Origin of the sequence: Pseudomonas sp. CFII64 (assembly GCF_000416235.1) — a bacterium.
Lineage (GTDB): Bacteria > Pseudomonadota > Gammaproteobacteria > Pseudomonadales > Pseudomonadaceae > Aquipseudomonas.
In genome coordinates, this window is the sequence record NZ_ATLO01000004.1 from 390,367 (window position 1) to 414,242 (window position 23,876).

Sequence of the window (23,876 nt, forward strand, 5' to 3'; positions counted from 1 at the left end):
GCATTCGGCGCGCCCATCCCCGGCATTCCCGATTGCAAGCCAGACTCAGGCAGGAACAACCATGATCGACGCATTCGAACTCCCCAACACTCTGGTGCAGGCCCTGCAACAACGTGCGGCCCGCCAGCCTGATCGAATTGCCCTGCGTTTTCTTGCCGAAGACGCCAGCGAAGGCGCGGTGCTCAGCTATCGCCAGCTGGATCTGCGGGCGCGCACCATCGCCGCTGCATTGCAGGCACGGGCCAATCCCGGCGAGCGTGCGGTGCTGCTGTTCCCCAGCGGTCCGGACTACGTAGCCGCGTTTTTCGGCTGTTTGTACGCCGGGATCATCGCCGTGCCGGCTTATCCGCCCGAGTCGGCGCGCCGCCATCATCAGGAGCGTCTGCTGTCGATCATCGCCGACGCCGAACCGCGCCTGATTCTGACCCGTTCCGCATTGCGCGATTCGCTGCTGCAAATGGAGCAACTGCACAACGCGAACGCGCCGCAATTGTTGTGCGTCGACAGCCTGGACGATGCGCTGGCCAATGACTGGCGCGCGACGCAGTTGCACGCCGACGATATCGCCTTTTTGCAGTACACCTCCGGCTCCACAGCGTTGCCCAAAGGCGTGCAAGTCACCCACGGCAATCTGGTTGCCAATGAACTGTTGATCCGGCGCGGCTTTGGCATTGATCTGAACCCGAACGATGTCATCGTCAGCTGGCTGCCGCTGTATCACGACATGGGGCTGATCGGCGGGCTGCTGCAACCGATCTTCAGCGGCGTGCCGTGCGTTTTGATGTCGCCGGGGTATTTTCTGGCGCGGCCGGTTCGCTGGCTGCAAGCCATCAGCGAATACGGCGGAACCATCAGTGGTGCACCGGATTTTGCCTATCGCCTGTGCAGCGAACGGATCAGCGAATCGGCCATGGCCGGTCTGGACCTGAGCAAGTGGCGGGTGGCGTTCTCCGGCTCCGAGCCGATCCGCCAGGACAGCCTCGATCAGTTCAGCAGCAAATTTGCTGCGACCGGCTTTACCCAGGAAAGCTTCTTCGCCTGTTACGGCCTGGCCGAAGCGACGCTGTTCGTCAGCGGCGGGCAACGTGGATCGGGCATCGGCAACCTTGAAGTGGACAGCCAGGCACTTACGCAAAATCGCGCGGAACCGGGCCGTGGCAGCCTGTTGCTGAGCTGCGGCCGCAGTCAGCCCGAGCACGCGGTGCAGATCGTCGAACCGGCAAGCGGCGAAGTGCTGGCCGACAATCAGGTCGGCGAAATCTGCGCGGCGGGTCCGAGCATCGCCCATGGCTATTGGCGCAATCCCGAAGCCAGCGCGAAAACGTTTGTCGAGCGTGACGGCCGCACCTGGCTGCGTACCGGCGATCTGGGCTTTATCCGTGACGGCGAAGTGTTTGTCACCGGGCGCCTGAAAGACATGTTGATCGTGCGCGGCCACAACCTTTATCCACAGGACATCGAGCAGACCATCGAGCGCGAAGTGGACGTGGTGCGCAAGGGCCGGGTCGCGGCGTTCGCCATCAGCGAAAACGGCGTGGACAGCATCGGGATCGCCGCCGAAGTCAGCCGCAGCGTGCAGAAAATCCTCGCCCCGCAGGCGTTGATCAAGGCCATTCGACAAACTGTTGCCGAAGCGTTCCAGGAAGCGCCCGGCGTCGTGGTGCTGCTCAATCCCGGCGCGCTGCCCAAGACCTCCAGCGGCAAGCTGCAACGCGCCGCCTGCGCCAAGGGTTTGGCCGATGGCAGTCTCGACAGCTATGCGCGTTATCCGGATGAGCAGCCTCTTGAGCAAGTGCTGGCTGGCGCAGTCGACGACTTGCAGGACAGCATCGCTACTATCTGGCGCGAACAGCTGCAAGTGGAGCAGATCGCGGCCGACGATCATTTCTTCCTGCTCGGCGGCAATTCCATCGCGGCGGCGCAGGTCATGGCCCGCCTGCGGGAAGTACTTGGCCTGGAGCTGAACCTGCGTTTGCTGTTCGAAGCGCCAACGTTGGGGGAGTTCTCGGCTGAAATCAATCGTCAGCAAGCGGCGGGGGTGCCATCGCAGCATGCAATCCAGGCGCTGCCCCGCGATCGCGACCTGCCGCAATCCCTGGCGCAGAATCGCTTGTGGATTGTCTGGCAACTGGAGCCGCAGAGCGCGGCTTACAACATCCCGGCGGCGCTGCGTTTGCGCGGCGAGCTGGATCAGGCGGCGTTGACCGCCAGCTTCCAGCAGTTGATCCAGCGCCATGAAGCCTTGCGCACGCGCTTCCTGGAGCGCGACGGGCAGGCGCTGCAACGTATCGAGCCGGCGTCGGCCTTCGCCTTGCAGCATCTGGACCTGAGCCAGTTCCCTGCCAGCGAACGTGACGCGCGGGCCACACAGGCCAGAGAGCGGGAAGCTCAAGCCCCATTCGATCTGCAAAACGGCCCGCTGCTGCGCGTGACGCTGGTACGCCTCGACGATCAGGAACATCAGCTCTGGGTCACGCTGCATCACATCATTGCTGACGGCTGGTCGTTGAATGTATTGATCGACGAATTTTCCAGGCTGTACGCCGCTGCCAGTCAAGGCCAGAACCTTGACCTGGCGCCGTTGCCGCTGCACTACGGCGATTACGCCCAATGGCAGCGCCAATGGCTGGCGGCGGGTGAAGCCGCGCGGCAACTGGCGTACTGGACCGAACAACTGGGCGACGAACAGCCCACGTTGGCATTGGCCACCGATCATCCGCGCAGTGCATTGCACAGCCATCGGGCAGCGCGTTACAGCGTGTTGCTCGATGAAGGCCTGAGCACTGCGTTGCGCTACACCGCCCAGGAACATGACGCGACGCTGTTCATGGTCCTGTTGGCCGCGTTCCAGGGTTGGCTGCATCGCTACAGTGGCCAGACTGATATCCGCATCGGCGTGCCGGGCGCCAACCGCCCACGTCTGGAAACCCAGGGTCTGGTGGGCTTTTTCATCAATACCCTGGTGCTGCGCGGTGCCGTGGATTCACGCAAACCGTTCAGCCAGTTGTTGCGCGAAGCCCGCGCGGCAGCCCTCGGCGCTCAGGCCCATCAGGACTTGCCGTTCGAGCAACTGCTCGAAGCCATGCCCCATGCGCGGGAACAAGGCCTGTTTCAGGTGATGTTCAACCATCAGCAACGGGACCTGAGCGCGCTGCGCCGCTTGCCGGGCCTGCTCGCCGATGAACTGCCGTGGCACAGCCGCGAAGCCAAGTTCGACCTGCAATTGCACAGTGAAGAAGACCATCGCGGGCGTCTGGCGCTGCATTTCGATTACGCCCCCGAGTTGTTCGACGTGCAGACCGTGCAGCGCATGGCCGAGCATTTCACTGCCTTGTTGCAGCAGGTCAGCGACCAACCAACGCAATGCATTGGCGACCTCTTGCTGCTCAGCGCTGCCGAGCAGGCCCAGCAACAGGAATGGAGTCGCGCACCTTGCGCGCCCGCCAGGCGCTGGTTGCCGGAGTTGCTCGCCGAGCAGGCGGCACTGACGCCTGAACGTATCGCGCTGATCTGGGACGGCGGGCACCTGGATTTCGCCAGTCTCGATAGCCAGGCCAATCAGCTCGCGCATTATTTGCGCGACAAAGGCGTCGGCCCGGACGTGTGCGTTGGCATCTGCGCCGAACGCTCGCCGCAACTGCTGGTCGGTTTGCTGGCGATCATCAAGGCCGGCGGTGCCTACGTACCGCTGGACCCCGAATACCCGCAAGAGCGAGTGAGTTTCATGCTGCGCGACAGCGGTGTCGAGCTGCTGCTGACCCAAAGCCATCTGCTGACCGGTTTGCCAGTGGACGAAGGCGTCACCGCCATCACCCTCGATACCCTGCATCTGGACAACTGGCCACGCAGCGCGCCGGGTTTGCACCTCAATGGCGACAACCTGGCCTATGTGATTTACACCTCCGGCTCCACCGGCCAGCCCAAAGGCGTGGGCAACACCCATGCCGCGCTGGCCGAGCGCCTGCAATGGATGCAGGCCACTTATCAGCTGACGCCCGACGATGTGCTGATGCAGAAGGCGCCAGTCAGTTTCGATGTGTCGGTGTGGGAGTGCTTCTGGCCGCTGATTACGGGTTGCCAGCTGCTGATTGCCGCGCCCGGAGAGCACCGCGATCCTCGACGCATTGCCGAGCGGGTCGAGCAATTTGGCGTGACGACCTTGCACTTCGTGCCGCCGCTGTTGCAGCTGTTTATCGAAGACCCGCACGTCGTTGCCTGTAGCAGCCTGAAACGGATTTTCTCCGGTGGCGAAGCCTTGCCTGCCGAACTGCGCAATCGAGTGCTGGCGCAGCTGCCGAACGTGCAACTGCACAACCGCTACGGCCCGACCGAAACCGCCATCAACGTCACCCATTGGCATTGCCGCAGTGAAGACGGCCCGCGCTCGCCCATTGGCCGTCCGCTGGGCAACGTGGTGTGCCGGATTCTCGACAGCGAACTCAATCCGCTGCCGGCCGGCGTGCCCGGCGAACTGTGCATCGGTGGCATTGGCCTGGCCCGTGGTTATCTGGGCCGACCTGACTTGACGGCGGAGCGTTTCGTGCCCGATCCATTGGGCGAGGAGGGCGCGCGCCTGTATCGCACCGGCGACCGGGCGCGTTGGTCCACCGACGGCGTGATCGAGTATCTGGGACGTCTCGATCAGCAGGTCAAATTGCGCGGCTTTCGCGTTGAACCCCAGGAAATCGAAGCGCGCTTGCTGACCCAACCCAACGTGCTGCAAGCCGTGGTGCTGGTCCGCGAAACCCAGGCGGGCGCGCAGTTGATCGGCTGGTACACCGCAGACGGCGAGGTTGCCCCCGAACAGCTGAAAACCGCGCTGGCCGCCGAACTGCCGGAATATATGGTTCCCGCGCAGCTGATGCGTCTGGCGCAGATGCCGCTGAGCCCCAGCGGCAAGCTGGACCGCCGCGCCTTGCCGGAGCCGCAATGGCAGCAGCGCGAGCACGTCGAACCGCGCTCCGAGCTTGAGCAGCAAATCGCCGCCATCTGGCGCGAGGTGCTGGGTTTGCAGCAAGTGGGGTTGAACGACGACTTCTTCGCCTTGGGTGGGCATTCATTGCTGGCCACCCAGATCGTTTCCCGGGTGCGTCAGGCCTGCGACGTGGAATTGCCATTGCGGGTGTTGTTCGATGCCAGCGAGCTGGGCGCGTTTGCCGGGCAGGTGGCGCGGATTCAACGGGCGGGCGACAGCAATCGCCAGCAGCCGATTCAGCGGGTTGATCGCAGCCAGCCAGTGCCGTTGTCCTATTCCCAGCAACGCATGTGGTTCCTCTGGCAAATGGAGCCGGACAGCCCGGCCTACAACGTCGGCGGCATGGCGCGGTTGCGCGGCGTGCTGGACATCAGCCGCTTTGAAGCGGCCCTGCAAGCCTTGATCGCCCGTCACGAAACCTTGCGCACCACGTTCCCGAGCGTCGACGGCGTGGCCTGCCAGCAGGTTGCAGCTGAATCGACGGTGCCTATGCAATGGCAGGATTTCTCCGCGCTGAGCCAAAGTGCCCGCGAGCAGCAGTTGCAGGCCTTTGCCGATGCTCAGGCGCACCAGCCTTTCGACCTGGAGCGCGGCCCGTTGCTGCGCGCTTGTCTGGTCAAGGCTGGCGAGCAGGAACACTACTTTGTCCTGACCCTGCACCACATCGTCACCGAAGGTTGGGCGATGGATATTTTCGCCAGGGAATTGAGCGCGCTGTACGAAGCCTTCGTCGATGATCGCGAATTGCCCCTTGAACCGCTGCCGGTGCAGTATCTGGACTACAGCGTCTGGCAGCGGCAATGGCTGGAATCCGGCGAGCGCCAGCGTCAGCTGGATTACTGGACCGCCAAGCTGGGCAATGAACATCCGCTGCTGGAATTGCCCGGCGACCGTCCGCGTCCGCCGGTGCAAAGTCATCGCGGCGGTTTGTATCGCTTTGATCTGGGCGACGAGCTGGCCGCGCAGGTGCGCCGCTTCAACGCTGAACACGGCCTGACGCTGTTCATGACCATGACCGCCGCGCTGGCAGTATTGCTCTATCGCTACAGCGGCCAGCAGGATTTGCGCATCGGCGCGCCGGTTGCCAATCGCATCCGTCCGGAAAGCGAAGGGCTGATCGGCGCGTTCCTCAATACGCAAGTGCTGCGCTGTCAGCTCGACGGGCAGATGAGTGTCGCGCAATTGATCGATCAGGTGCGCCAGACAGTCATTGAAGGTCAGTCCAATCAGGACTTGCCGTTCGATCATCTGGTCGAAGCCCTGCAACCGCCGCGCAGTGCTGCGTATAACCCGCTGTTTCAGGTGATGTGCAACGTGCAGCGCTGGGAATTCCAGCAAAGCCGCACGCTGGCGGGCATGGCGGTGGATTATCTGGTCAACGATGCCCATGCGACCAAGTTCGACCTGAATCTGGAAGTCACCGATCTCGATCAGCGCCTGGGCTGCTGCCTGACCTACAGCCGCGATCTGTTCGATGAGCCACGCATTGCGCGCATGGCCGCTCATTGGCGCAACCTGCTGCAAGGCTTGATCGCCGATCCGGACCAACGCTTGAGCGAGTTGCAACTGTTTGATCCTGCCGAGCAGACGCGCTTGATTGCCAGTCTGGCTGAAGAGGCGGGCGAGCATGATCTGTCGCAGTGCATTCATGTGCTGTTCGAAGAGCAGGCGCGCAAAACCCCGGAGGCGGGTGCGCTGACGTTCGCCGGGCAAACCCTCAGTTACGCCCAGCTCAACGGCCGCGCCAACCAGTTGGCCCGAGCCCTGCGCGAGCGCGGCGTCGGTCCGCAGGTGCGGGTCGGGCTGGCGTTGCAGCGCTCTCATGAAATGGTCATCGGCCTGCTGGCGATTCTCAAGGCGGGCGGCGCTTACGTGCCGCTGGACCCGGAATACCCGCTGGATCGCTTGCACTACATGATTGAAGACAGCGGCATCGGCCTGCTGTTGGGCGATACGGCGTTGTTTGAGGCGTTGGGCGAGTTGCCTGCGGGGCTGATCACTTTCGACTTCCAGGCTCATTGCAGGAGGGGATTTATCCCCGAAGAGGCCGATGCAGGCGCTGAAACCCTGTCTGATCTTACTGACATCTTCCCGGATAAATCCGGTCCTACAGGTTTTGCATCAAGCAGCAACCTGCCCAACCTCACCTCGCCACAGCATCAGGCTTATCTGATCTACACCTCCGGCTCCACCGGCAAACCCAAGGGCGTGGCGGTCAGTCATGGCGAGATTGCCATGCATTGCCGGGCGGTGATCCAGCGATTTGGCATGCGTGCCGACGATTGCGAGCTGCACTTTTATTCGATCAACTTCGATGCCGCGACTGAACGTCTTCTGGTGCCGTTGCTTTGCGGCGCGCGAGTGGTCATGCGCGCCCAGGGACAGTGGGATGCCGAGGAAATCTGCCAGCTGGTTCGTGAGCAGCAGGTCAACATTCTCGGTTTTACCCCGAGCTACGGCAGCCAGTTGGCGCAATGGCTGGCCAGCCAGCAGCAAACCTTGCCGGTGCGCATGTGCATTACGGGCGGCGAAGCGCTGACCGGCGAGCACCTGCAACGCATCCGCGCGGCGTTCCAGCCGCAACAGTTTTTCAACGCCTATGGCCCGACCGAAACCGTGGTCATGCCGCTGGCGTGTCTGGCGCCGCACGTGTTGGAAGAGGGTGCCGCCACGGTGCCGATTGGCAGCGTGGTGGGGGCGCGAGTCGCCTACATTCTTGATGCCGACCTGACGCTGTTGCCCCAAGGCGCCATCGGCGAGCTGTACATCGGTGGTGCCGGTCTGGCCGGGGGCTATCATCAGCGGCCGGGGATGACCGCCGAGCGGTTTGTCGTCGATCCGTTCTGCGCCAATGGCGGCCGGATGTACCGCACCGGCGATCTGGTGCGCCAGCGCGCCGATGGTTTGGTGGAATACCTGGGGCGCATCGACCATCAAGTGAAAATTCGTGGTTTCCGCATCGAGTTGGGGGAAATCGAAAGTCGCCTGCTGGAACATCCGAGTGTGCGCGAAGCCGTGGTGCTGGCGCTGGATGCGCCAGGTGGCAAGCAACTGGTGGGTTATGTGGTCGGCGAAGGCGACACGGCCGAGCTGCGTGATGCCCTGCGCACTCACCTGCACAGCCAGTTGCCGGATTACATGGTGCCCGCGCAGTTGATCCTGCTGGACAGCATGCCGCTCACCGCCAATGGCAAACTCGACCGCCGCGCCTTGCCGGCGCCGGACCCGGAGCACAATCGCGAGCGTTTCATCGCCCCACAAAGCGAGCTGGAGCAAGCGTTGGCGGCGATCTGGCGTGACGTGCTGAATGTCGAGCGGGTTGGTCTGGTGGACAACTTCTTTGAACTGGGCGGCGATTCGATCCTGTCGATTCAGGTCGTGAGCCGGGCGCGTCAGGCGGGGATTCATTTCAGCCCGCGTGACATGTTCCAGCACCAGACCGTGCAGACCCTGGCCGGCGTGGCGACCCGCGTCGAACAGATTCTTGCCGAACAAGGGCCGATTCTCGGTGCGGCGCAACTGACCCCGATTCAACACTGGTTCTTCGCCAGCGAAATCCCCCAGGCGCAGCACTGGAACCAGTCCGTGCTGCTGCAAGCCACGGAAACCCTCGACCCGGTCCGCCTGGAGCAGGCGCTGCGTGACGTGCTGGTGCAGCACGACGCCTTGCGCTTGCGCTTCAAGCGCGACGCTGACGCGTGGAGTGCCGAGCACGCGCCGATGGAGCAATGCGCCGTATTGTGGCGCGCGGAACATGCCTCGCCAGAGCTGTTCGCCGACGCGCAACGCAGCCTTAACCTGGAGCGCGGGCCGTTGTTGCGCGCAGTGTTGGTCAGCGACGGCAAGGCGCAGCAGCAACTGTTGCTGGCCATTCACCATTTGGTGGTGGACGGCGTGTCCTGGCGGATTCTGCTGGATGATTTGCAGGCGGCATATCGTCAGCAAACGTTGCCGGCGAAAACCAGCGCGTTCCGTGACTGGACCCAGCGTTTGCAGACCTATGCCGTCAGCGAACCGCTGCGTGAAGAATTGCAGTGGTGGCAAAGCCAGTTGATCGACAGCAGCCGCCTGCCGTTCGATCATCCTCAAGGTCGTCAGCTCAATGCTCAGGCGCACACCCTCAGCGTGCGCCTTGATGCCCAGCGCACCCGCCAGTTATTGCAACAGGCGCCGGCTGCCTATCGCACTCAGGTCAATGACTTGCTGCTGACCGCGCTGGCGCGGGTGGTGTGTCGCTGGACCGGCGACACGGCGGCGCTGATTCAGCTGGAAGGCCATGGCCGCGAAACCCTGTTCGATGACATCGACCTGACCCGCAGCGTCGGCTGGTTCACCAGTGCGTACCCGTTGCGCCTGGTGCCGCAGGACGTTGCCGACGTCGCCGGACTGGCGCCCTCGATCAAAGCCATCAAGGAACAGCTGCGCAGCGTACCGCACAAAGGTCTGGGTTATGGCGTGCTGCGTTATCTGGCCGATGATGCGTGTCGGCAAGCGATGGCCGCATTGCCCCAAGCCTTGATCACCTTCAATTATCTGGGCCAGTTCGATCAGAGTTTCGTCGCTGACGGGCTGTTCAAACCGCTGGACGCCGACGTCGGCCCGACCCACGACGAACAGGCGCCATTGCCTAACGCGTTGAGCATTGATGGCCAGGTGTATGGCGGTGAACTGGTGTTGCGCTGGACGTTCAGCCACGAGCGTTTTGACCCGGCAAGCATCTACGTCCTGGCCAATGATTATCTGACTGAGCTGCAAGGGTTGATCGCTCATTGCCTGGCCGATGATGCGGGCGGGCTGACGCCTTCGGACTTCCCGCTGGCCAGACTCAGCCAGCAACAACTGGATGCGCTGCCGATCCCGGTGGCGGCCATTGAAGATGTTTATCCGCTGACGCCGATGCAGGAAGGTTTGCTGCTGCACACGCTGCTGGAGCCGGGCACTGGCATTTATTACATGCAGGACCGTTATCGCATCGACAGCGAGATCGACCCGCAACGTTTTGCCCAGGCCTGGCAAGCAGTAGTCGCCCGCCACGAAGCCTTGCGCGCGTCGTTCTGCTGGGACAGCGGCGAGCAAATGCTGCAAATCATCCACAAGCCCGGCGCCACCCGGATCGAGTTCGTCGACTGGAGCGCCGAACCCGAGCAAGGCCATGAAGCGCGCCTGCAAGCGCTGCTCAAAGACGAGCGCGAGGCCGGGTTCAATCTGCTTCATGAAGCGCCATTCCACTTGCGCCTGATCCGCATCGGCGCCGGGCGTTACTGGTTCATGATGAGCAACCACCACATCCTCATCGATGCCTGGTGCCGTGGTTTGTTGATGAGCGACTTCTTCGAAATCTATACCGCGCTCGGCGAGGGACGCGAAGCCGCGTTGCCCGCGCCGCCGCGTTATCGCGACTACATTGGCTGGTTGCAGCGTCAGGACATTGCCCAGTCGAAACACTGGTGGCGTACCAATCTGCAGGGCTTCGAGCGCACCACGTTCATTCCGGTGGATCGCCCGTTGCTGCGTGAACACGCCGGTCACAGCGGCGGCATGATTGTCGGCAACCGCTACACGCGTCTCGATGCTCAGGACGGGCTGCGTCTCAAGGATCTGGCCCAGCGTCATCAACTGACAGTCAATACTTTCGCCCAGGCCGCGTGGGCCTTGCTGCTGCGCCGTGTGAGTGGCGAGCGTGATGTGGTGTTCGGCGTTACCGTGGCCGGACGTCCCGTGGACATGCCGCAGATGCAGCGCACGGTCGGGCTGTTTATCAACAGCATTGCGCTGCGGGTCAGCCTGCCTGCGGATGATCAAAGCTGCTCGGTGCTGGATTGGCTGCACGGCCTGCTCGACAGCAATCTGCAACTGCGCGAGCACGAATACATGCCGCTGGTGCAGATTCAGGAATGCAGCGAACTGCCCAAGGGCCAGCCGTTGTTTGACAGCCTGTTCGTCTTCGAAAACGCCCCGGTTGAAGTCTCCGTGCTGGATCGCGCGCAAAGTCTGAGCGCGAGCTCGGATTCGGGCCGCACCCACACCAACTTCCCGCTCACAGCCGTGTGTTATCCGGGCGATGAGCTGGGCCTGCATCTGTCGTTCGATCAGCGTTATTTCGATGGCGAAACCGTTGAGCGCTTGCTGGGCGAGTTCAAGCGCCTGCTGCTGGCGCTGGCCGATGGTATTCAGGGCACGATGGCGGACTTGCCGTTGCTGGCCGATGCGGAGCGCCAATTCCTGATCGAGGACTGCAACCGCAGCGAGCATGACTATCCCCTTGAACACGGCTATGCACGGCTGTTTGAAACCCAGGTCGCGGCGCATCCGCAACGCATCGTCGCCACGTGCCTGGAGCGCAAGTGGAGTTATCAGGATCTCAATCGTCACGCCAATCGCCTCGGTCATGCCTTGCGCGAGGCCGCTGTGCAAATCGATCAGCCCATCGCCTTGCTGGCCGAACGCGGTCTGGATCTGCTGGGCATGATCCTCGGCAGCTTCAAGGCTGGCGCGGGTTATCTGCCGCTGGACCCTGGCCTGCCGGATCAACGCCTCAGCGGCATCATCGAACAGAGCGGCACGCCGCTGCTGGTCTGCACCGCCGCCTATCGCGAGCAGGCGCTGGGCTTGCTTGAAAGCTTCTCCTGCGCTGGCAAGCCGCGCTTGCTGGTCTGGGAAGAGGTGCAGCAGGGCGCGCATTCGGAGCTCAATCCGGGGATTTATTCCGGGGCGGATAACCTCGCCTACGTGATCTTCACCTCCGGCTCGACCGGGCAGCCCAAAGGCGTGATGGTCGAGCAGCGCGGCATGCTCAACAATCAACTGAGCAAGGTGCCGTATCTGCACCTGGATCAGTTCGACGTGATCGCGCAGACCGCCTCGCAAAGTTTCGATATTTCGGTCTGGCAATTCCTCGCCGCGCCGCTGTTCGGCGCGCGGGTGGATATCGTGCCGAACATCATTGCCCATGATCCCCAGGCGTTGCTGGAACATGTGCAGGGCAGCGGCATCACTGTGCTGGAAAGCGTGCCGTCACTGATTCAAGGCATGCTCGCGGCAGAGCGGCTGCCGCTGGAACGCTTGCGCTGGATGCTGCCGACCGGGGAAGCCATGGCGCCGGAACTGGCCCATCAATGGTTGCAACGTTATCCACAGATCGGCCTGGTCAACGCTTACGGGCCGGCAGAATGTTCCGATGACGTGGCGTTCTTCCGCGTCGATCAAGCTGCGACCGAGGGCAGCTATTTGCCGATTGGCACGCCGACCGATAACAACCGCTTGTACCTGCTGGATGACGCGCTGGAGTTGGTGCCTTTGGGTGCCATCGGCGAGTTGTGCATCGCTGGCACAGGCGTGGGCCGGGGTTACGTGGGCGATCCGCTGCGCACGGCTCAGGTGTTTGTGCCGCATCCATTTGGCGCCGCTGGGGAGCGGCTGTACCGCAGCGGCGATCTGGCGCGGCGCCGGGCGGATGGCGTGCTGGAATACGTCGGGCGTATCGACCATCAGGTGAAGATTCGCGGTTTCCGCATCGAGCTGGGGGAAATCGAAGCGCGACTGCATGAACAGCCGGAGATCCATGACGCTGCGGTCGCGGTGCAGGAAGGGCCGAACGGCAAGTATCTGGTGGGCTACATCGTCTCGACTGCCGATCAGGCGGGCGAATTGCCGGAGATCATCAAGGCGCGTTTGCGTGCGGTATTGCCGGATTACATGGTGCCGCTGCACTGGCTGTTGCTTGAGCAGTTGCCGCGCAACGCCAACGGCAAGCTGGATCGCAAGGCGCTGCCGGCGTTGGAGATCGGCCAGCTGCACAATCAAGCCTACGTCGCGCCAGGCAATGACCTTGAGCAAACCCTGGCCGATATCTGGGGCGAAGTGCTCAACGTCGAGCAGGTCGGCACCCACGATAACTTCTTCGAACTGGGCGGCCATTCGCTGCTCGCCACGCAAATTGCCTCACGGGTGCAGAACGCCTTGCAGCGCACAGTGCCGCTGCGGGCGATGTTCGAATGCAGCACGGTTTCCGAATTGGCCGGTTATATCGACGGCCTGGAATCCAGTGTGATCACCGAAGAGAAAGTGGATCGCCTGAGCGACTTGATGGCACAGCTGGAGGCTCTGGATTAACGACACGCCAGATCCGGGCGTGCCGTTTTGGGGCATGCCCGGATTGTGATGGCTAAGGTTTGGGGCCCAGAATCTTTTCCAGCTGCGCGGTTTGCGGTGCGCCTTGCTGCTGTTGCAGTTGGCCCTTCGCATCGAGGTAGAAGATCGACGGCGTTGCGGAAAGGCCCAGGTCGTTCATCAATTGCAGATTGGCGTCGAGACGGGTCTGAATGTCCTTGGGGATGCTGCCCAAAGGTTTCAACTTGCTGCTTTTGCCCGCCTGTTCATGCGTGTTCAGTGCCGCTTGGGGATCGTTGTCGGCCAGTAAAGCAGCGGCCTTGGCGGCGCTGTCTTCACGGATGATGCCGACCATGATGTGGCGCAGTTGCACCTTGCCAGCCTTGACCCATGGCCGCGCCTGTTCCCAGAACATGTTGCAGTACGGGCAATTGGCATCGCTGAACAGATACACCACGTTGGGTGCATCGGCGTTGCCATCGGCGATCCAGGTGCTTTTCTCCAGACCGCTCCAGACCTCTTTGGACATCGGCTCGTAGACCAGTTTTTGCAGCGGTGCCTCGCTGAGGTCTTCACCTTTTTCGTCATAGAGATTGCCCGCCAGCACATGCTTGCCATCCCGGGTCAGGTACAGCGCCATGGCCTGTTTCTGGTATTCAGCGGCATAGCCGCGCAAGCCGTCCGGCGCATCGAAACTGCCGATGATGCGCGCGCCTTTGTCTTGCAGTGCGCGAATCGGCGCAGGCAATTCTTCGGCCTGTAACAACGGGCTTTGCAGGATCAGCAGGCTCAGGCTGAGCAGTGAAAGGCAACGGATCGAAATCATGGGTCAAGGGTCCTTGAAGGCTGGGTCGTACTCGGAAAACTGTCGAGGTAGCGGGTCAGGCTGGCTTGGGAAAGCTCGCCCAGGTGACTGCCGATCAGGCGGCCTTCGGAGCTGTAGAAAACGGTGGTGGGCAGGGCCATGGAGCCGACGCTTTGCGCCAGTTGGCCGCTGCCGTCGAACAGCACGTTGCTCAGGCGCAAGCCTTGGGTGTTCAGGAAACTTGCTACGGTTTGCGGCGATTCGGCTTGATTGACGAACAGGAACACCACGTCATCGCGCTCGGCCTGGGCGGCTTGCAGGACGGGCATTTCCCGCCGACAGGGCGGACACCAGGTCGCCCAGAGATTAATCACCAGCGGTCGTCCCTGATAATCGGCCAGCTGCACGGATTCCCCGGCAGCATTGCGCAAGCTGATTTCCGGCAGGCTGACACCTTGCTGATAAATGTTCAGGCCCAGATTGGCCAGCAGCCAGAACATCAATCCGCTGCCCAGACCAAGCCCCAGCGGGCGGCGTAGCTCCAGGCGTCGCCAGGCGATCAGCAGTCCGCCGAGGATCACCGCGAGCACGCCCGGCCAGATCAGGAAACCGCCATCGCGAATGTCCAGCGCCTGCCACGGCTGCGCCTGATAATGCGCCCAATACTCGATGACAAATCCCGCACGTGCGACCAGCAACCCCAACAGGAACAGACCGAACAACGCCGATTCCGGGTTGGCGCCGGTCCGCCGCGAGGTCAACCAGCCCACCAGCGTGGCCAGCGCCAGTGCGCCGATCAGCAGCAGGTGCACGACGGCCAGGGCGAACGGCCCGATAGAAACACTCAACATCAACTGCGCTCCCGAGTGGCTTGCCAGTGTTGCAGGAAAGTCCCGGCGTCGACCTGGCCGGTGATCCGCCGGTCGCGTCGTTCGTTGCCGTCTGGCCCGATCCACAACAGGCTCGGTGGCCCCGGCACCTTGTAACGTTGCAGCAGCTCGCGGCTGGCCGGGCTGTCAGCGGTGACATCCAGGCGCAGCAGATGCACGCCTTGCAGCGCATTCAACACCTCGGGTTTGGCGAACACCTGTTTCTCCATGATTTTGCAGGACACGCACCAGTCGGCGTAGTAATCGATCAGCACCCAGCGACCGCTGGCTTTGGCGGCTTCGAGTTCAGTTTGCAGCGCCCGGGGATCGCTTAGCGTGACAAACGCTTCATCTGTCGTGGCGCGTTGTTCGACACGGTTGGCACTGTAAACCTTCAGCGGCTGCCAAGGGTCGTCCGCGCCACCAGCGGCGCCCACCAGCAGCAACACGGACCACAGGCCGAAGATCAGACCAGCGGGGGCGAAGAACCGGGTGGTGCTTTTCATTCGCTGGGTCAACGCCAGCGCACTGCATGCGGCGATCAACAGCAGCGCGCCCCAACCGGCGACCCACAACGACTCATCCAGCAGAGGCCGCGCCATCAGCAATGCGGTGCCGAGGAACATGAAACCGAACACGCCTTTGAGCACATCCATCCACGCTCCAGGCTTGGGCAGGAAACGATTGCCGACGGTGACCAACAGCATCAATGGCAAACCGATTCCCAATCCCATGACGAACAGCACCAGGCCGCCGTGCAGCGCATTGCCGCTTTGTGCGATGTAGAGCAGCGCGCCGGCCAGCGGTGCGGTCATGCACGGGCCGACCATCAACCCGGACAACGCTCCCAGCACACCGGCGCCGAGCAGGCTGCCGCCGCGTGTGCGCCGACTGGCGTTTTCCAGTCGATCACGCAACGCGGCGGGCAGTTGCAGTTCGAAAAACCCGAACATCGGCAATGCCAGCAAGACGAACAGCGCAGCGAAGCTGCCGAGCAACCACGGCTGTTGCAGCAGCGCCTGCAGATTGCCGCCGAGCAATGCCGCAACCACGCCGAGTCCCGCGTAGACCAGTGCCATGCTCAGCACATAACTACCTGCCAATGCCAGACCGCGCCGGGGACTGGCGCCACCACCCACCACCACGCCCGCCAGAATCGGCAACATCGGCAGCGAGCACGGGGCGAAGGCCAGCAGCAGGCCCAGGCCAAAGAAGATCAGCAGGCTCCAGCCCAGCGAGCGTTGCGCGAGGGAGCTGGCCAGTGTCTGGTCTTCGGCTTGCTGCCCGTTTTGTTCGACACGGGTGTCGCCGATCTCCAGCAACCGGCTTTGCGGCGGATAACACAAACCCGCATCGGCACAACCTTGCCAGCCAAGTCTCACGGTGCCGTTGGCGGCGGCCGGGATCAACACTTCAAGACTGTTGCGGTACACCTGCTGTTCGCCGAAAAACTCGTCACTGTGGGCTTCGCCTTCGGGCAGCACCGGCTGATTTTCGGCGCTCAGCCCGGCAAAACCGACGCGCTGCTTATACAGGTAATAACCCTCTGCGATGCGCCAGTGCAGACGGGTTTCCCCGGACTCCAGGCGGTCGCTGGTCAGGGTGAACGCCTGGTCAGCAGGGAGAAATTCGGCTTGTCGCTTGAAGGGATCATTGCCGGACAACGCCTGAGCAAGTGAGGGCAACAGCAAAAACATCAGCAGCAAAAAAATACGCATACAAGAGCCTTGGGATTTACAGACCGGCCAAGGGTGGAGGAGGGGGATTAAGTGATGGTTAAGGCCGTACCCTTTGTTGAAGCGAGGCTTGCCCGCGAACCAGACGCCTCGGTGGGCCAGATACGCCGCGTCATCGTTCTTCGGTGCCGTGTGTTGAATCGGGTGGCACCAACAGCATTTGCGGTGCGGCTTATTGAGGTTTCGCCCTGACGGTCGAGTCCTTTTGTTCCGGCAAAAGGACGAAACCATCTGCGCTGACGTCCGGCCCGACTTCGTCGGGTTCCTTCGCTCCGGTGTCGTGGCGTGGGTACGCGCCGACGCGCCATCCCTGGCGCAACGGCGCTCGACCGGCATCCATGCCGGTCGCCCCACACCACGACGCCTGCGCTCAGCCTCCCGACGCGCGTTTGGCGGTGTCTGTCAGATCGCGGCACGGAAAAGCGAAAATCAACAGCCAGAGCAATGTTTCAGGTGGGCCCTGAATCGGTTAGAGCGAGGCTTGCCCGCGAACATAGAATCTCCAACGAGATTGCATTTTTTTGATCTGCGCGACCGGGGTCGCGATCCCATCTTGTCCTCGAAGGCATAATCCTGCCTTAATCCTGACCTGTTTCATTGGTACATTTCCCGAGCCCGAGCATGCACGTATTACTCTGTGAAGACGACGATCTGATCGCCAGCGGAATTGCCGCCGGCCTCAATGCCCAGGGCCTGACCGTGGATCGGGTGGCCACGGCGGCAGCGGCGCGGGCGATTCTGGCGGCGGCGCAATTCGATGTGCTGATCCTTGATCTGGGCCTGCCCGACGAAGACGGTCTCAAGCTCCTCAAGCAGCTGCGCGGGCAGGGCGTGGAGCTGCCGGTGTTGATTCTTACCGCGCGGGATACGGTCAGCGACCGGGTCGATGGTTTGCAGGCCGGTGCCGATGATTACCTGCTCAAACCCTTTGATCTGCGTGAACTCAGCGCCCGCCTGCACACGTTGGTGCGGCGCGTGGCCGGACGCAGCGTCAACCTGATCGAGCATGGTTGCCTGAGCTACGACCCCAGCAGTCGCGAGGTTTTTCTATCCGGTCAACCGGTGGATTTGTCCCGCCGTGAGCAGGCGCTGTTGCATGCGCTAATGCATGCCCGAGGTCGTGTACTGTCCAGCGAGCAACTCAAGGATTGCATTTACGGCTTCGGCGATGAAGTGGAAAGCAACGCGCTGAGCGTGCACATCCATCATCTGCGGCGCAAGCTGGGCGGCCACATCGTCGAGACCGTGCGCGGCCTGGGTTATCGACTCGGCGTGGCCGGCAAAGACCTGCCATTGGAGGACCGTCAATGAGTCTGCGTCTGCGCCTGAGCCTGACGCTGGGCTCGGCATTCGTGGTGATCTGGATGCTCGCGGCGGCCTGGATGTTGTGTGATTTGCGTGCACAAATGATGGACTCACTGGATCAACGTCTCGCCGCATCGGCGCGCATGGTTTCCGGGCTCCTCGAGCAATTGCCAGTCCCCGCCAGCAATGACGGCGCAGCCTTGAGCGCCGAGCAGTTGGGCATCCCCGGCGGGCTGGCGTGTCAGGTCAGTTCATTGCGCGGCGAAGTGCTCGCACGCAGTCACTCGACCCCGGATGAACCGCTGGCGGCCGATGCCAGCGGCTTTCAAGACCAGCTTATCAACGGCGAACGCTGGCGCAGTTTCACCCTGACGCACGGCGAGTTGCGCGTTACCACGGCTGACCGCCAGGACGAGCGCGACACCCTGAAATATTCGGTTTTATTGGCGGCTTCGGTGCCGGTGGCGGTGGCCTTGTTCGGCAGTCTGGGCCTGCTCTGGCTGGGCATCGGGCAAGGTTTGGCGCCGCTCAATCGCATGCGTGATGCCTTGAAACGGCGCAGTGCCGATTCGCTGGAGCCGCTGGATATCTCGGGTATGCCCAATGAGTTGCTGCCGTTGCTGGACACCCAGAACCAGCTGTTCCAGCGCATTGCCCAGACCCTGGAACGCGAGCGGCGTCTGACCGGCGATGCCGCCCATGAGCTGCGCAGCCCGCTGACCGCCATCAAGACCCACCTGCAAGTGGCGCGCATGACCCAGGGCGAAACCCGTGATCGTTCGCTGGCCCACGCGGAAGAGGGCGCGGATCGCCTGCACAGCACGCTTGAGCAATTGCTGTTACTGGCGCGAGTCGAGGGCAGTCTGTCGTTCGAAGATGGCGTGCAATGCAGCGCCGAAGAAGTCGCGCGTCTGGCGATGCACGACGCCAGTCACGGCCACGTGTCGCGCATTGATCTGCACCTGCCGGACGATTTGTCCTCAGCGGCGCTGGATATGCCATCGGTGCTGGCCATCGCCGCCTTGCGCAATCTGCTGGAAAACGCCTTGCGCCACGCACCTCGAAACACCCGGGTTGAGCTGACCTTGAGCACTTCAGCGAGCCTGGCATGCTTTGAGGTGCGGGATCACGGCAGCGGCATCGCCGAGGAACAATTGAGCCTTGTCACCCAACGCTTCTGGCGGCAGGGCACCGGCGAAGGTGCCGGTCTGGGCCTGGCCATCGTGCAGGCCATTGTCCAGCGCTGCGGCTGCCTGCTGACTTTCGCCAATCAGCCGGATGGCTTGCGGGTCGAACTGCGTATGCCGTTGAGTCGCGACCTTCACGGATAAGTCCGGGCCAAGCATCAACATTGTGTTGATCCATCTCAAGCGTTGCCGTCAACCGTTGCGTCATGATGCGCGCGATAGCGGGCTGCGCGTCCTGGATGTGCAAGCCATGCGTGCTGATTTCGATGGACCCAGGAAAAAAAATCATGAATGCGACTGTGACGACGCCCGAAGTACCGCCCGCGAAGCTCAAGTTGCCCATCGCACTGGCCATCGCCGTACTGGTGATGGTCGGCGTGTTATTGCTGCCGCTGCCGGCGGACCTGCCGGTTGCCGGGCACCGAATGCTGGCGATTCTGGCCTTTGCCGTCGTGGTGTGGATTACCGAAGCGGTTTCTTACGAAGCCAGCGCGATCATGATCACTTCGCTCATGGCCTTCCTGATCGGCACCGCGCCGACCTTGCCGGACCCGGCTGTGATCTATGGTTCATCCGCAGCGATCAGCATGGCCCTGACCGGCTTCTCCAATCCGGCACTGGCACTGGTCGCCGGGGCGCTGTTCATCGCCGCCGCCATGACTCATACCGGACTGGATCGAAGAATCGCCCTCGTGACTCTGGCGCGGGTCGGCACCAGCACCCGGCGCATCATGCTCGGCGCCATTGTGGTGACGATTTTGCTGAGTCTGGTGGTGCCCAGTGCTACCGCGCGCAGTGCCTGCGTGGTGCCGATCATGATGGGCGTCATTGCCGCGTTCGGGGTCGACAAACGCTCGAACATCGCCGCCGCGATCATGATCATCGTCGCCCAAGGCACCAGCATCTGGAACGTCGGCATTCAGACCGCCGCCGCGCAAAACCTGCTGACGGCCGGCTTCATGGAGAAAATGCTCGGTGCACGAGTGTCCTGGCTGGACTGGCTGATCGCCGGTGCACCCTGGGCGATCATCATGTCCGGCGTGTTGATTCTGCTGGTCCTGAAATTACTGCCGCCGGAAAGCGACAGCATCCCCGGCGGCAAGGAAGCCGTCGCGCAATCCCTGGCCGAAATCGGCCCCATGACCAGTGCGCAGAAACGCCTGATGGCGGTGTCCATCGGCTTGCTGTTGTTGTGGGCCACTGAAGGCAAGTTGCACAGTTTCGACACCACCTCCACGACCTACGCCGGGTTGGTCCTCCTGTTGCTGCCGCGTTGGGGCGTGATGACCTGGAAGGATGTGCAATCGCGCATTCCGTGGGGCACGGTGATTGTTTTCGGCGTGGGCATCAGTCTGGGCACTGCATTGCTTACGACCCATGCCGGTCAGTGGCTGGGCGTGCAAGTGGTGGCGAACACCGGTCTGGACAAAGTCGGCCCGCTGGGAGTTTTCGCCATTCTCGGGGCGTTCCTGATCCTGATTCACCTGGGTTTCGCCAGCGCCACGGCGTTGACCTCGGCGATGCTGCCGATCCTGATCGCGGTGTTGCAAACCCTGCCCGGTGATTTCAACCGGCTGGGCATGACCATGTTGCTGGGTTTTGTGGTCAGCTACGGGTTCATTCTGCCGATCAACGCGCCGCAGAACATGGTCTGCCTGGGCACGGAAACCTTCACCGCCCGGCAGTTCGCCCGTGTCGGCCTGCCGGTGACGATCATCGGTTACCTGCTGATGCTGCTGTTCGCTGCCACCTACTGGAAGTGGCTGGGCTGGATGTGACACTGATTTTGTAAATCCTCGCCGCGCTGGTGCGTTTCCCTAACAGGAAATCTGCAAGCGCTCGACGGCGTGGCAGATGTCCTTTTCTACTACCTGCTATCGAGGGTTTGAGGGATGTCGGTCGCCATCAGTCGCAACGAAAATTCGCCTGCCCGGTTTGTCAGTGAGCCGGACGAAGTGCTTTATCACTTCGAAGATTCGCCTTTGCTGCAACGCCAGAAGCAGCAGGAATCCAACGCGCGCAGTTATCCACGGCGTATTCCGCTGGCGTTGAAGCGCGCCCAGGGGATTTATGTCGAGGACGTTGAAGGACGCACCTTCATCGATTGTCTGGCCGGTGCTGGCACCCTGGCGCTGGGGCATAACCATCCGGTGGTGATCGCCGCCATTCGTCAGGTGCTGGATGACGGCCTGCCGCTGCATACGCTGGACCTGACCACGCCGGTTAAAGATCAATTCGTTCAGGACCTGTTCGGTTTACTTCCAGAAGGTCTGCGCCGGGAGGCGAAAATCCAGTTTTGCGGGCCCACCGGTACGGACGCCGTGGAAGCCGCGTTGAAACTGGTGCGTACCGCCACCGGACGCAGCACCGTGCTCTCCTTTCAGGGGGGTTATCACGGCATGAGCATGGGCGCGTTGAGCCTGATGGGCAGCCTGGGTCCGAAGAAACCCATGGCCGCGTTGCTCAACAGTGGCGTGCAGTTCCTGCCGTTCCCTTACGACTATCGCTGCCCGTTCGGCCTGGGTGGCGAGCAGGGCGTGCAGGTCAATCTGAGTTATCTGGAAAACCTGCTCAACGATCCCGAAGCGGGTGTCGAACGGCCCGCAGCAGTGATCGTCGAGGTGGTGCAGGGCGAAGGCGGCGTGATTCCGGCGGATCTGGACTGGCTGCGGGGTCTGCGGCGCATCACCGAGCAGGCCGGTGTGGCGTTGATCGTGGACGAGATCCAGAGCGGCTTTGCCCGCACCGGCAAAATGTTCGCCTTCGAGCATGCCGGCATCGTGCCGGATGTGGTGGTGCTGTCCAAAGCCATTGGCGGCAGCCTGCCGTTGGCGGTGGTGGTGTATCGCGACTGGCTCGACACCTGGCTGCCGGGCGCACACGCTGGAACCTTCCGTGGAAATCAAATGGCCATGGCGGCGGGCTCGGCGGTGATGGGCTTCCTGAAACAGCACGATATTGCGTCTCATGCGACAGCCATGGGCGCGCGTTTGACCGAGCACCTGCGCATCCTCCAGCGAGACTTCCCGCAACTGGGCGACATTCGCGGGCGTGGCTTGATGCTCGGCATCGAGCTGGTGAACCCCGATGGCGCGCTGGATAACCTCGGCCATCCGCCTGCGTACAGCACTTTGGCGCCACTGATCCAGAATGAATGCCTCAAGCGCGGCCTGATCCTGGAACTCGGCGGCCGGCATGGCGCAGTCGTGCGCTTCCTGCCGCCGCTGATCATCAGCGCCGAACAGATCGACGAAGTCGCACGGCGTTTTGCCAAAGCGCTGGCGGCGGCGTTGAAGAGGGTTTGAAGTGAATTGAATTTCGCTGCGCTGTGCGGGGCAGGGACCATAGGACCGGCTTCAGCCGGGAGGATGACGGTTCTGACGACGGAACCGCTGCGAATGTACCCGCGACCTCCCGGCTAAAACCGGTCCAACGGAATGCGCTCCAATTCAGAGGATCAACACCTTCTCGTCAGACAAGCCTTTGATTTTCAAGCCCGATCCCGGACAATTGCGCCCCTGTTTTTGATGGGGGCGTTGAACTGCCAGGTTTTCCGATGCGTCCCCGCCTTGTTGTATTAACCGGCAACGGAGATTCGACCGGATGAATGATCAGGCCAATAGCGTCGAACAACGTTTCGACACGGCCCCCGCCAGCATTGCTGCGTGGAACCGCCACGACACCACCTGGATGCTCGGTTTGTTCGGCACCGCCATCGGCGCGGGCACCCTGTTTTTGCCGATCAACGCAGGTATCGGCGGCTTCTGGCCGTTGATCATCCTTGCGCTGCTGGCGTTCCCCATGACCTTCTTTGCACACCGTGGCCTGACCCGTTTCGTGCTGTCCGGACGCGAAGGCGCGGACATCACCGAAGTGGTCGAGCAACATTTCGGCAAGAGCGCCGGGGCCTTGATCACGCTGCTGTATTTCTTCGCGGTGTTTCCGATCCTGCTGATCTACAGCGTCGCGCTGACCAACACCGTGGGCAGCTTTCTCGAGCATCAGTTGCACATTCAACCGCCACCCCGGGCGATTTTGGCGTTTGTCTTGATCCTCGGCCTGCTGGCGGTGGTGCGTTGCGGCGAACGGGTGATCGTCAAGGCCATGAGCCTGATGGTTTACCCGTTCATCGTCGCGTTGCTGTTTCTTTCGGTGTTCCTGATCCCGCACTGGACCGGCGGCATCCTCGAAACCGCGACCACGCTGCCGGAGCCCTCGGCGTTCCTGCACACCTTCTGGCTGGCGATTCCGGTGATGGTGTTCTCCTTCAACCACACGCCGATCATCTCGGCGTTTGCTGTGGATCAGAAGCGTCGTTACGGAACTCAGGCTGAAGGTCGCAGTTCGCAAATCCTCGCCCGCGCCCATGGCTTGATGGTGGTGCTGGTGCTGTTCTTTGTTTTCAGTTGCGTACTGACCTTGTCGCCGGTACAGCTGGCAGAAGCCAAGGCGCAGAACCTGTCGATCCTGTCGTATCTGGCCAACCATTTCAGCAATCCGACCATTGCGTTCATGGCGCCGTTGATTGCGTTCGTGGCCATTGCCAAGTCGTTTCTGGGCCACTACATCGGAGCCAGCGAGGGCTTGAAAGGCCTGGTGGCGAAAACCGGTTATCGTCCCGCGCCCTTGCTGCTGGATCGCATGACCGCTGCGCTGATGCTGGTGGTGTGCTGGGCGGTTGCCACGCTCAACCCAAGCATTCTGGGCATGATCGAAACCCTGGGTGGCCCGATCATCACCGCGTTACTGTTCCTGATGCCGATGTACGCCATCCACAAAGTCCCGGCCATGCGTCAGTACGCCGGCAAGGCTTCCAATGTGTTTGTGGTGATCGTCGGGCTGGTGTCGATATCGGCACTGGCGTACTCGTTGACGTAGGACTGGCTTTAG

Annotated in this window: 9 protein-coding genes; 6 read left to right on the forward strand and 3 right to left on the reverse strand. The window is 62.2% G+C overall.

Annotated elements, in window-relative coordinates; translation table 11 throughout:
• Window positions 1-61: 61 nt before the first annotated feature.
• The gene (locus CFII64_RS02645) at window positions 62-13,087 is read left to right on the forward strand and encodes a non-ribosomal peptide synthetase (protein ID WP_020289211.1); all 13,026 of its coding nucleotides are present in this window, start codon (window positions 62-64) and stop codon (window positions 13,085-13,087) included.
• Between the two features lie 52 nt (window positions 13,088-13,139).
• On the opposite strand, the gene dsbG is transcribed toward CFII64_RS02645, so the two are convergent.
• From dsbG to dsbD, 3 genes are read right to left on the reverse strand one after another with little or no spacing between them, the layout of a single operon-like run.
• The gene (dsbG, locus tag CFII64_RS02650; protein ID WP_020289212.1) at window positions 13,140-13,910 is read right to left on the reverse strand and encodes a thiol:disulfide interchange protein DsbG; all 771 of its coding nucleotides are present in this window, start codon (window positions 13,908-13,910) and stop codon (window positions 13,140-13,142) included.
• Window positions 13,907-14,740 (reverse strand): TlpA disulfide reductase family protein, encoded by an 834-nt coding sequence (locus CFII64_RS02655; protein ID WP_020289213.1) that lies wholly within the window; start codon window positions 14,738-14,740, stop codon window positions 13,907-13,909. Before CFII64_RS02655 ends, dsbG begins: the two co-directional genes overlap by 4 nt.
• Window positions 14,740-16,476, reverse strand: a complete 1,737-nt coding sequence (dsbD, locus tag CFII64_RS02660) for a protein-disulfide reductase DsbD (protein ID WP_020289214.1) — start codon at window positions 16,474-16,476, stop codon at window positions 14,740-14,742. Before dsbD ends, CFII64_RS02655 begins: the two co-directional genes overlap by 1 nt.
• Window positions 16,477-17,115: 639 nt before the next feature.
• Here dsbD and CFII64_RS02665 point away from each other — a divergent pair.
• From CFII64_RS02665 to CFII64_RS02685, 5 genes are all read left to right on the forward strand, one after another.
• Window positions 17,116-17,805 (forward strand): response regulator, encoded by a 690-nt coding sequence (locus CFII64_RS02665; protein ID WP_020289216.1) that lies wholly within the window; start codon window positions 17,116-17,118, stop codon window positions 17,803-17,805.
• The gene (locus tag CFII64_RS02670) at window positions 17,802-19,130 is read left to right on the forward strand and encodes an ATP-binding protein (protein WP_020289217.1); all 1,329 of its coding nucleotides are present in this window, start codon (window positions 17,802-17,804) and stop codon (window positions 19,128-19,130) included. The genes CFII64_RS02665 and CFII64_RS02670 overlap by 4 nt, the downstream gene beginning before the upstream one ends.
• Before the next feature lie 143 nt (window positions 19,131-19,273).
• On the forward strand, window positions 19,274-20,764 hold the full coding sequence (locus CFII64_RS02675) for a DASS family sodium-coupled anion symporter (protein ID WP_020289218.1): 1,491 nt from the start codon (window positions 19,274-19,276) through the stop codon (window positions 20,762-20,764).
• Window positions 20,765-20,878: 114 nt separating this feature from the next.
• Entirely contained in the window at window positions 20,879-22,291 is a 1,413-nt protein-coding gene (locus tag CFII64_RS02680; RefSeq protein WP_020289219.1) for an aspartate aminotransferase family protein, read from the forward strand.
• Window positions 22,292-22,589: 298 nt separating this feature from the next.
• Window positions 22,590-23,864: an aromatic amino acid transport family protein gene (locus CFII64_RS02685; RefSeq protein WP_020289220.1), complete on the forward strand. Its 1,275-nt coding sequence runs from the start codon at window positions 22,590-22,592 to the stop codon at window positions 23,862-23,864.
• Window positions 23,865-23,876: the final 12 nt, after the last annotated feature.

Excerpts from the sequence above, each read along its gene's own strand:
- CFII64_RS02645 (WP_020289211.1), top strand. The coding sequence starts at position 62 with ATGATCGACGCATTCGAACTCCCCAACACTCTGGTGCAGGCCCTGCAA.
- dsbG (WP_020289212.1), bottom strand. The coding sequence starts at position 13,910 with ATGATTTCGATCCGTTGCCTTTCACTGCTCAGCCTGAGCCTGCTGATC.
- CFII64_RS02655 (WP_020289213.1), bottom strand. The coding sequence starts at position 14,740 with ATGTTGAGTGTTTCTATCGGGCCGTTCGCCCTGGCCGTCGTGCACCTG.
- dsbD (WP_020289214.1), bottom strand. The coding sequence starts at position 16,476 with ATGCGTATTTTTTTGCTGCTGATGTTTTTGCTGTTGCCCTCACTTGCT.
- CFII64_RS02665 (WP_020289216.1), top strand. The coding sequence starts at position 17,116 with ATGCACGTATTACTCTGTGAAGACGACGATCTGATCGCCAGCGGAATT.
- CFII64_RS02670 (WP_020289217.1), top strand. The coding sequence starts at position 17,802 with ATGAGTCTGCGTCTGCGCCTGAGCCTGACGCTGGGCTCGGCATTCGTG.
- CFII64_RS02675 (WP_020289218.1), top strand. The coding sequence starts at position 19,274 with ATGAATGCGACTGTGACGACGCCCGAAGTACCGCCCGCGAAGCTCAAG.
- CFII64_RS02680 (WP_020289219.1), top strand. The coding sequence starts at position 20,879 with ATGTCGGTCGCCATCAGTCGCAACGAAAATTCGCCTGCCCGGTTTGTC.
- CFII64_RS02685 (WP_020289220.1), top strand. The coding sequence starts at position 22,590 with ATGAATGATCAGGCCAATAGCGTCGAACAACGTTTCGACACGGCCCCC.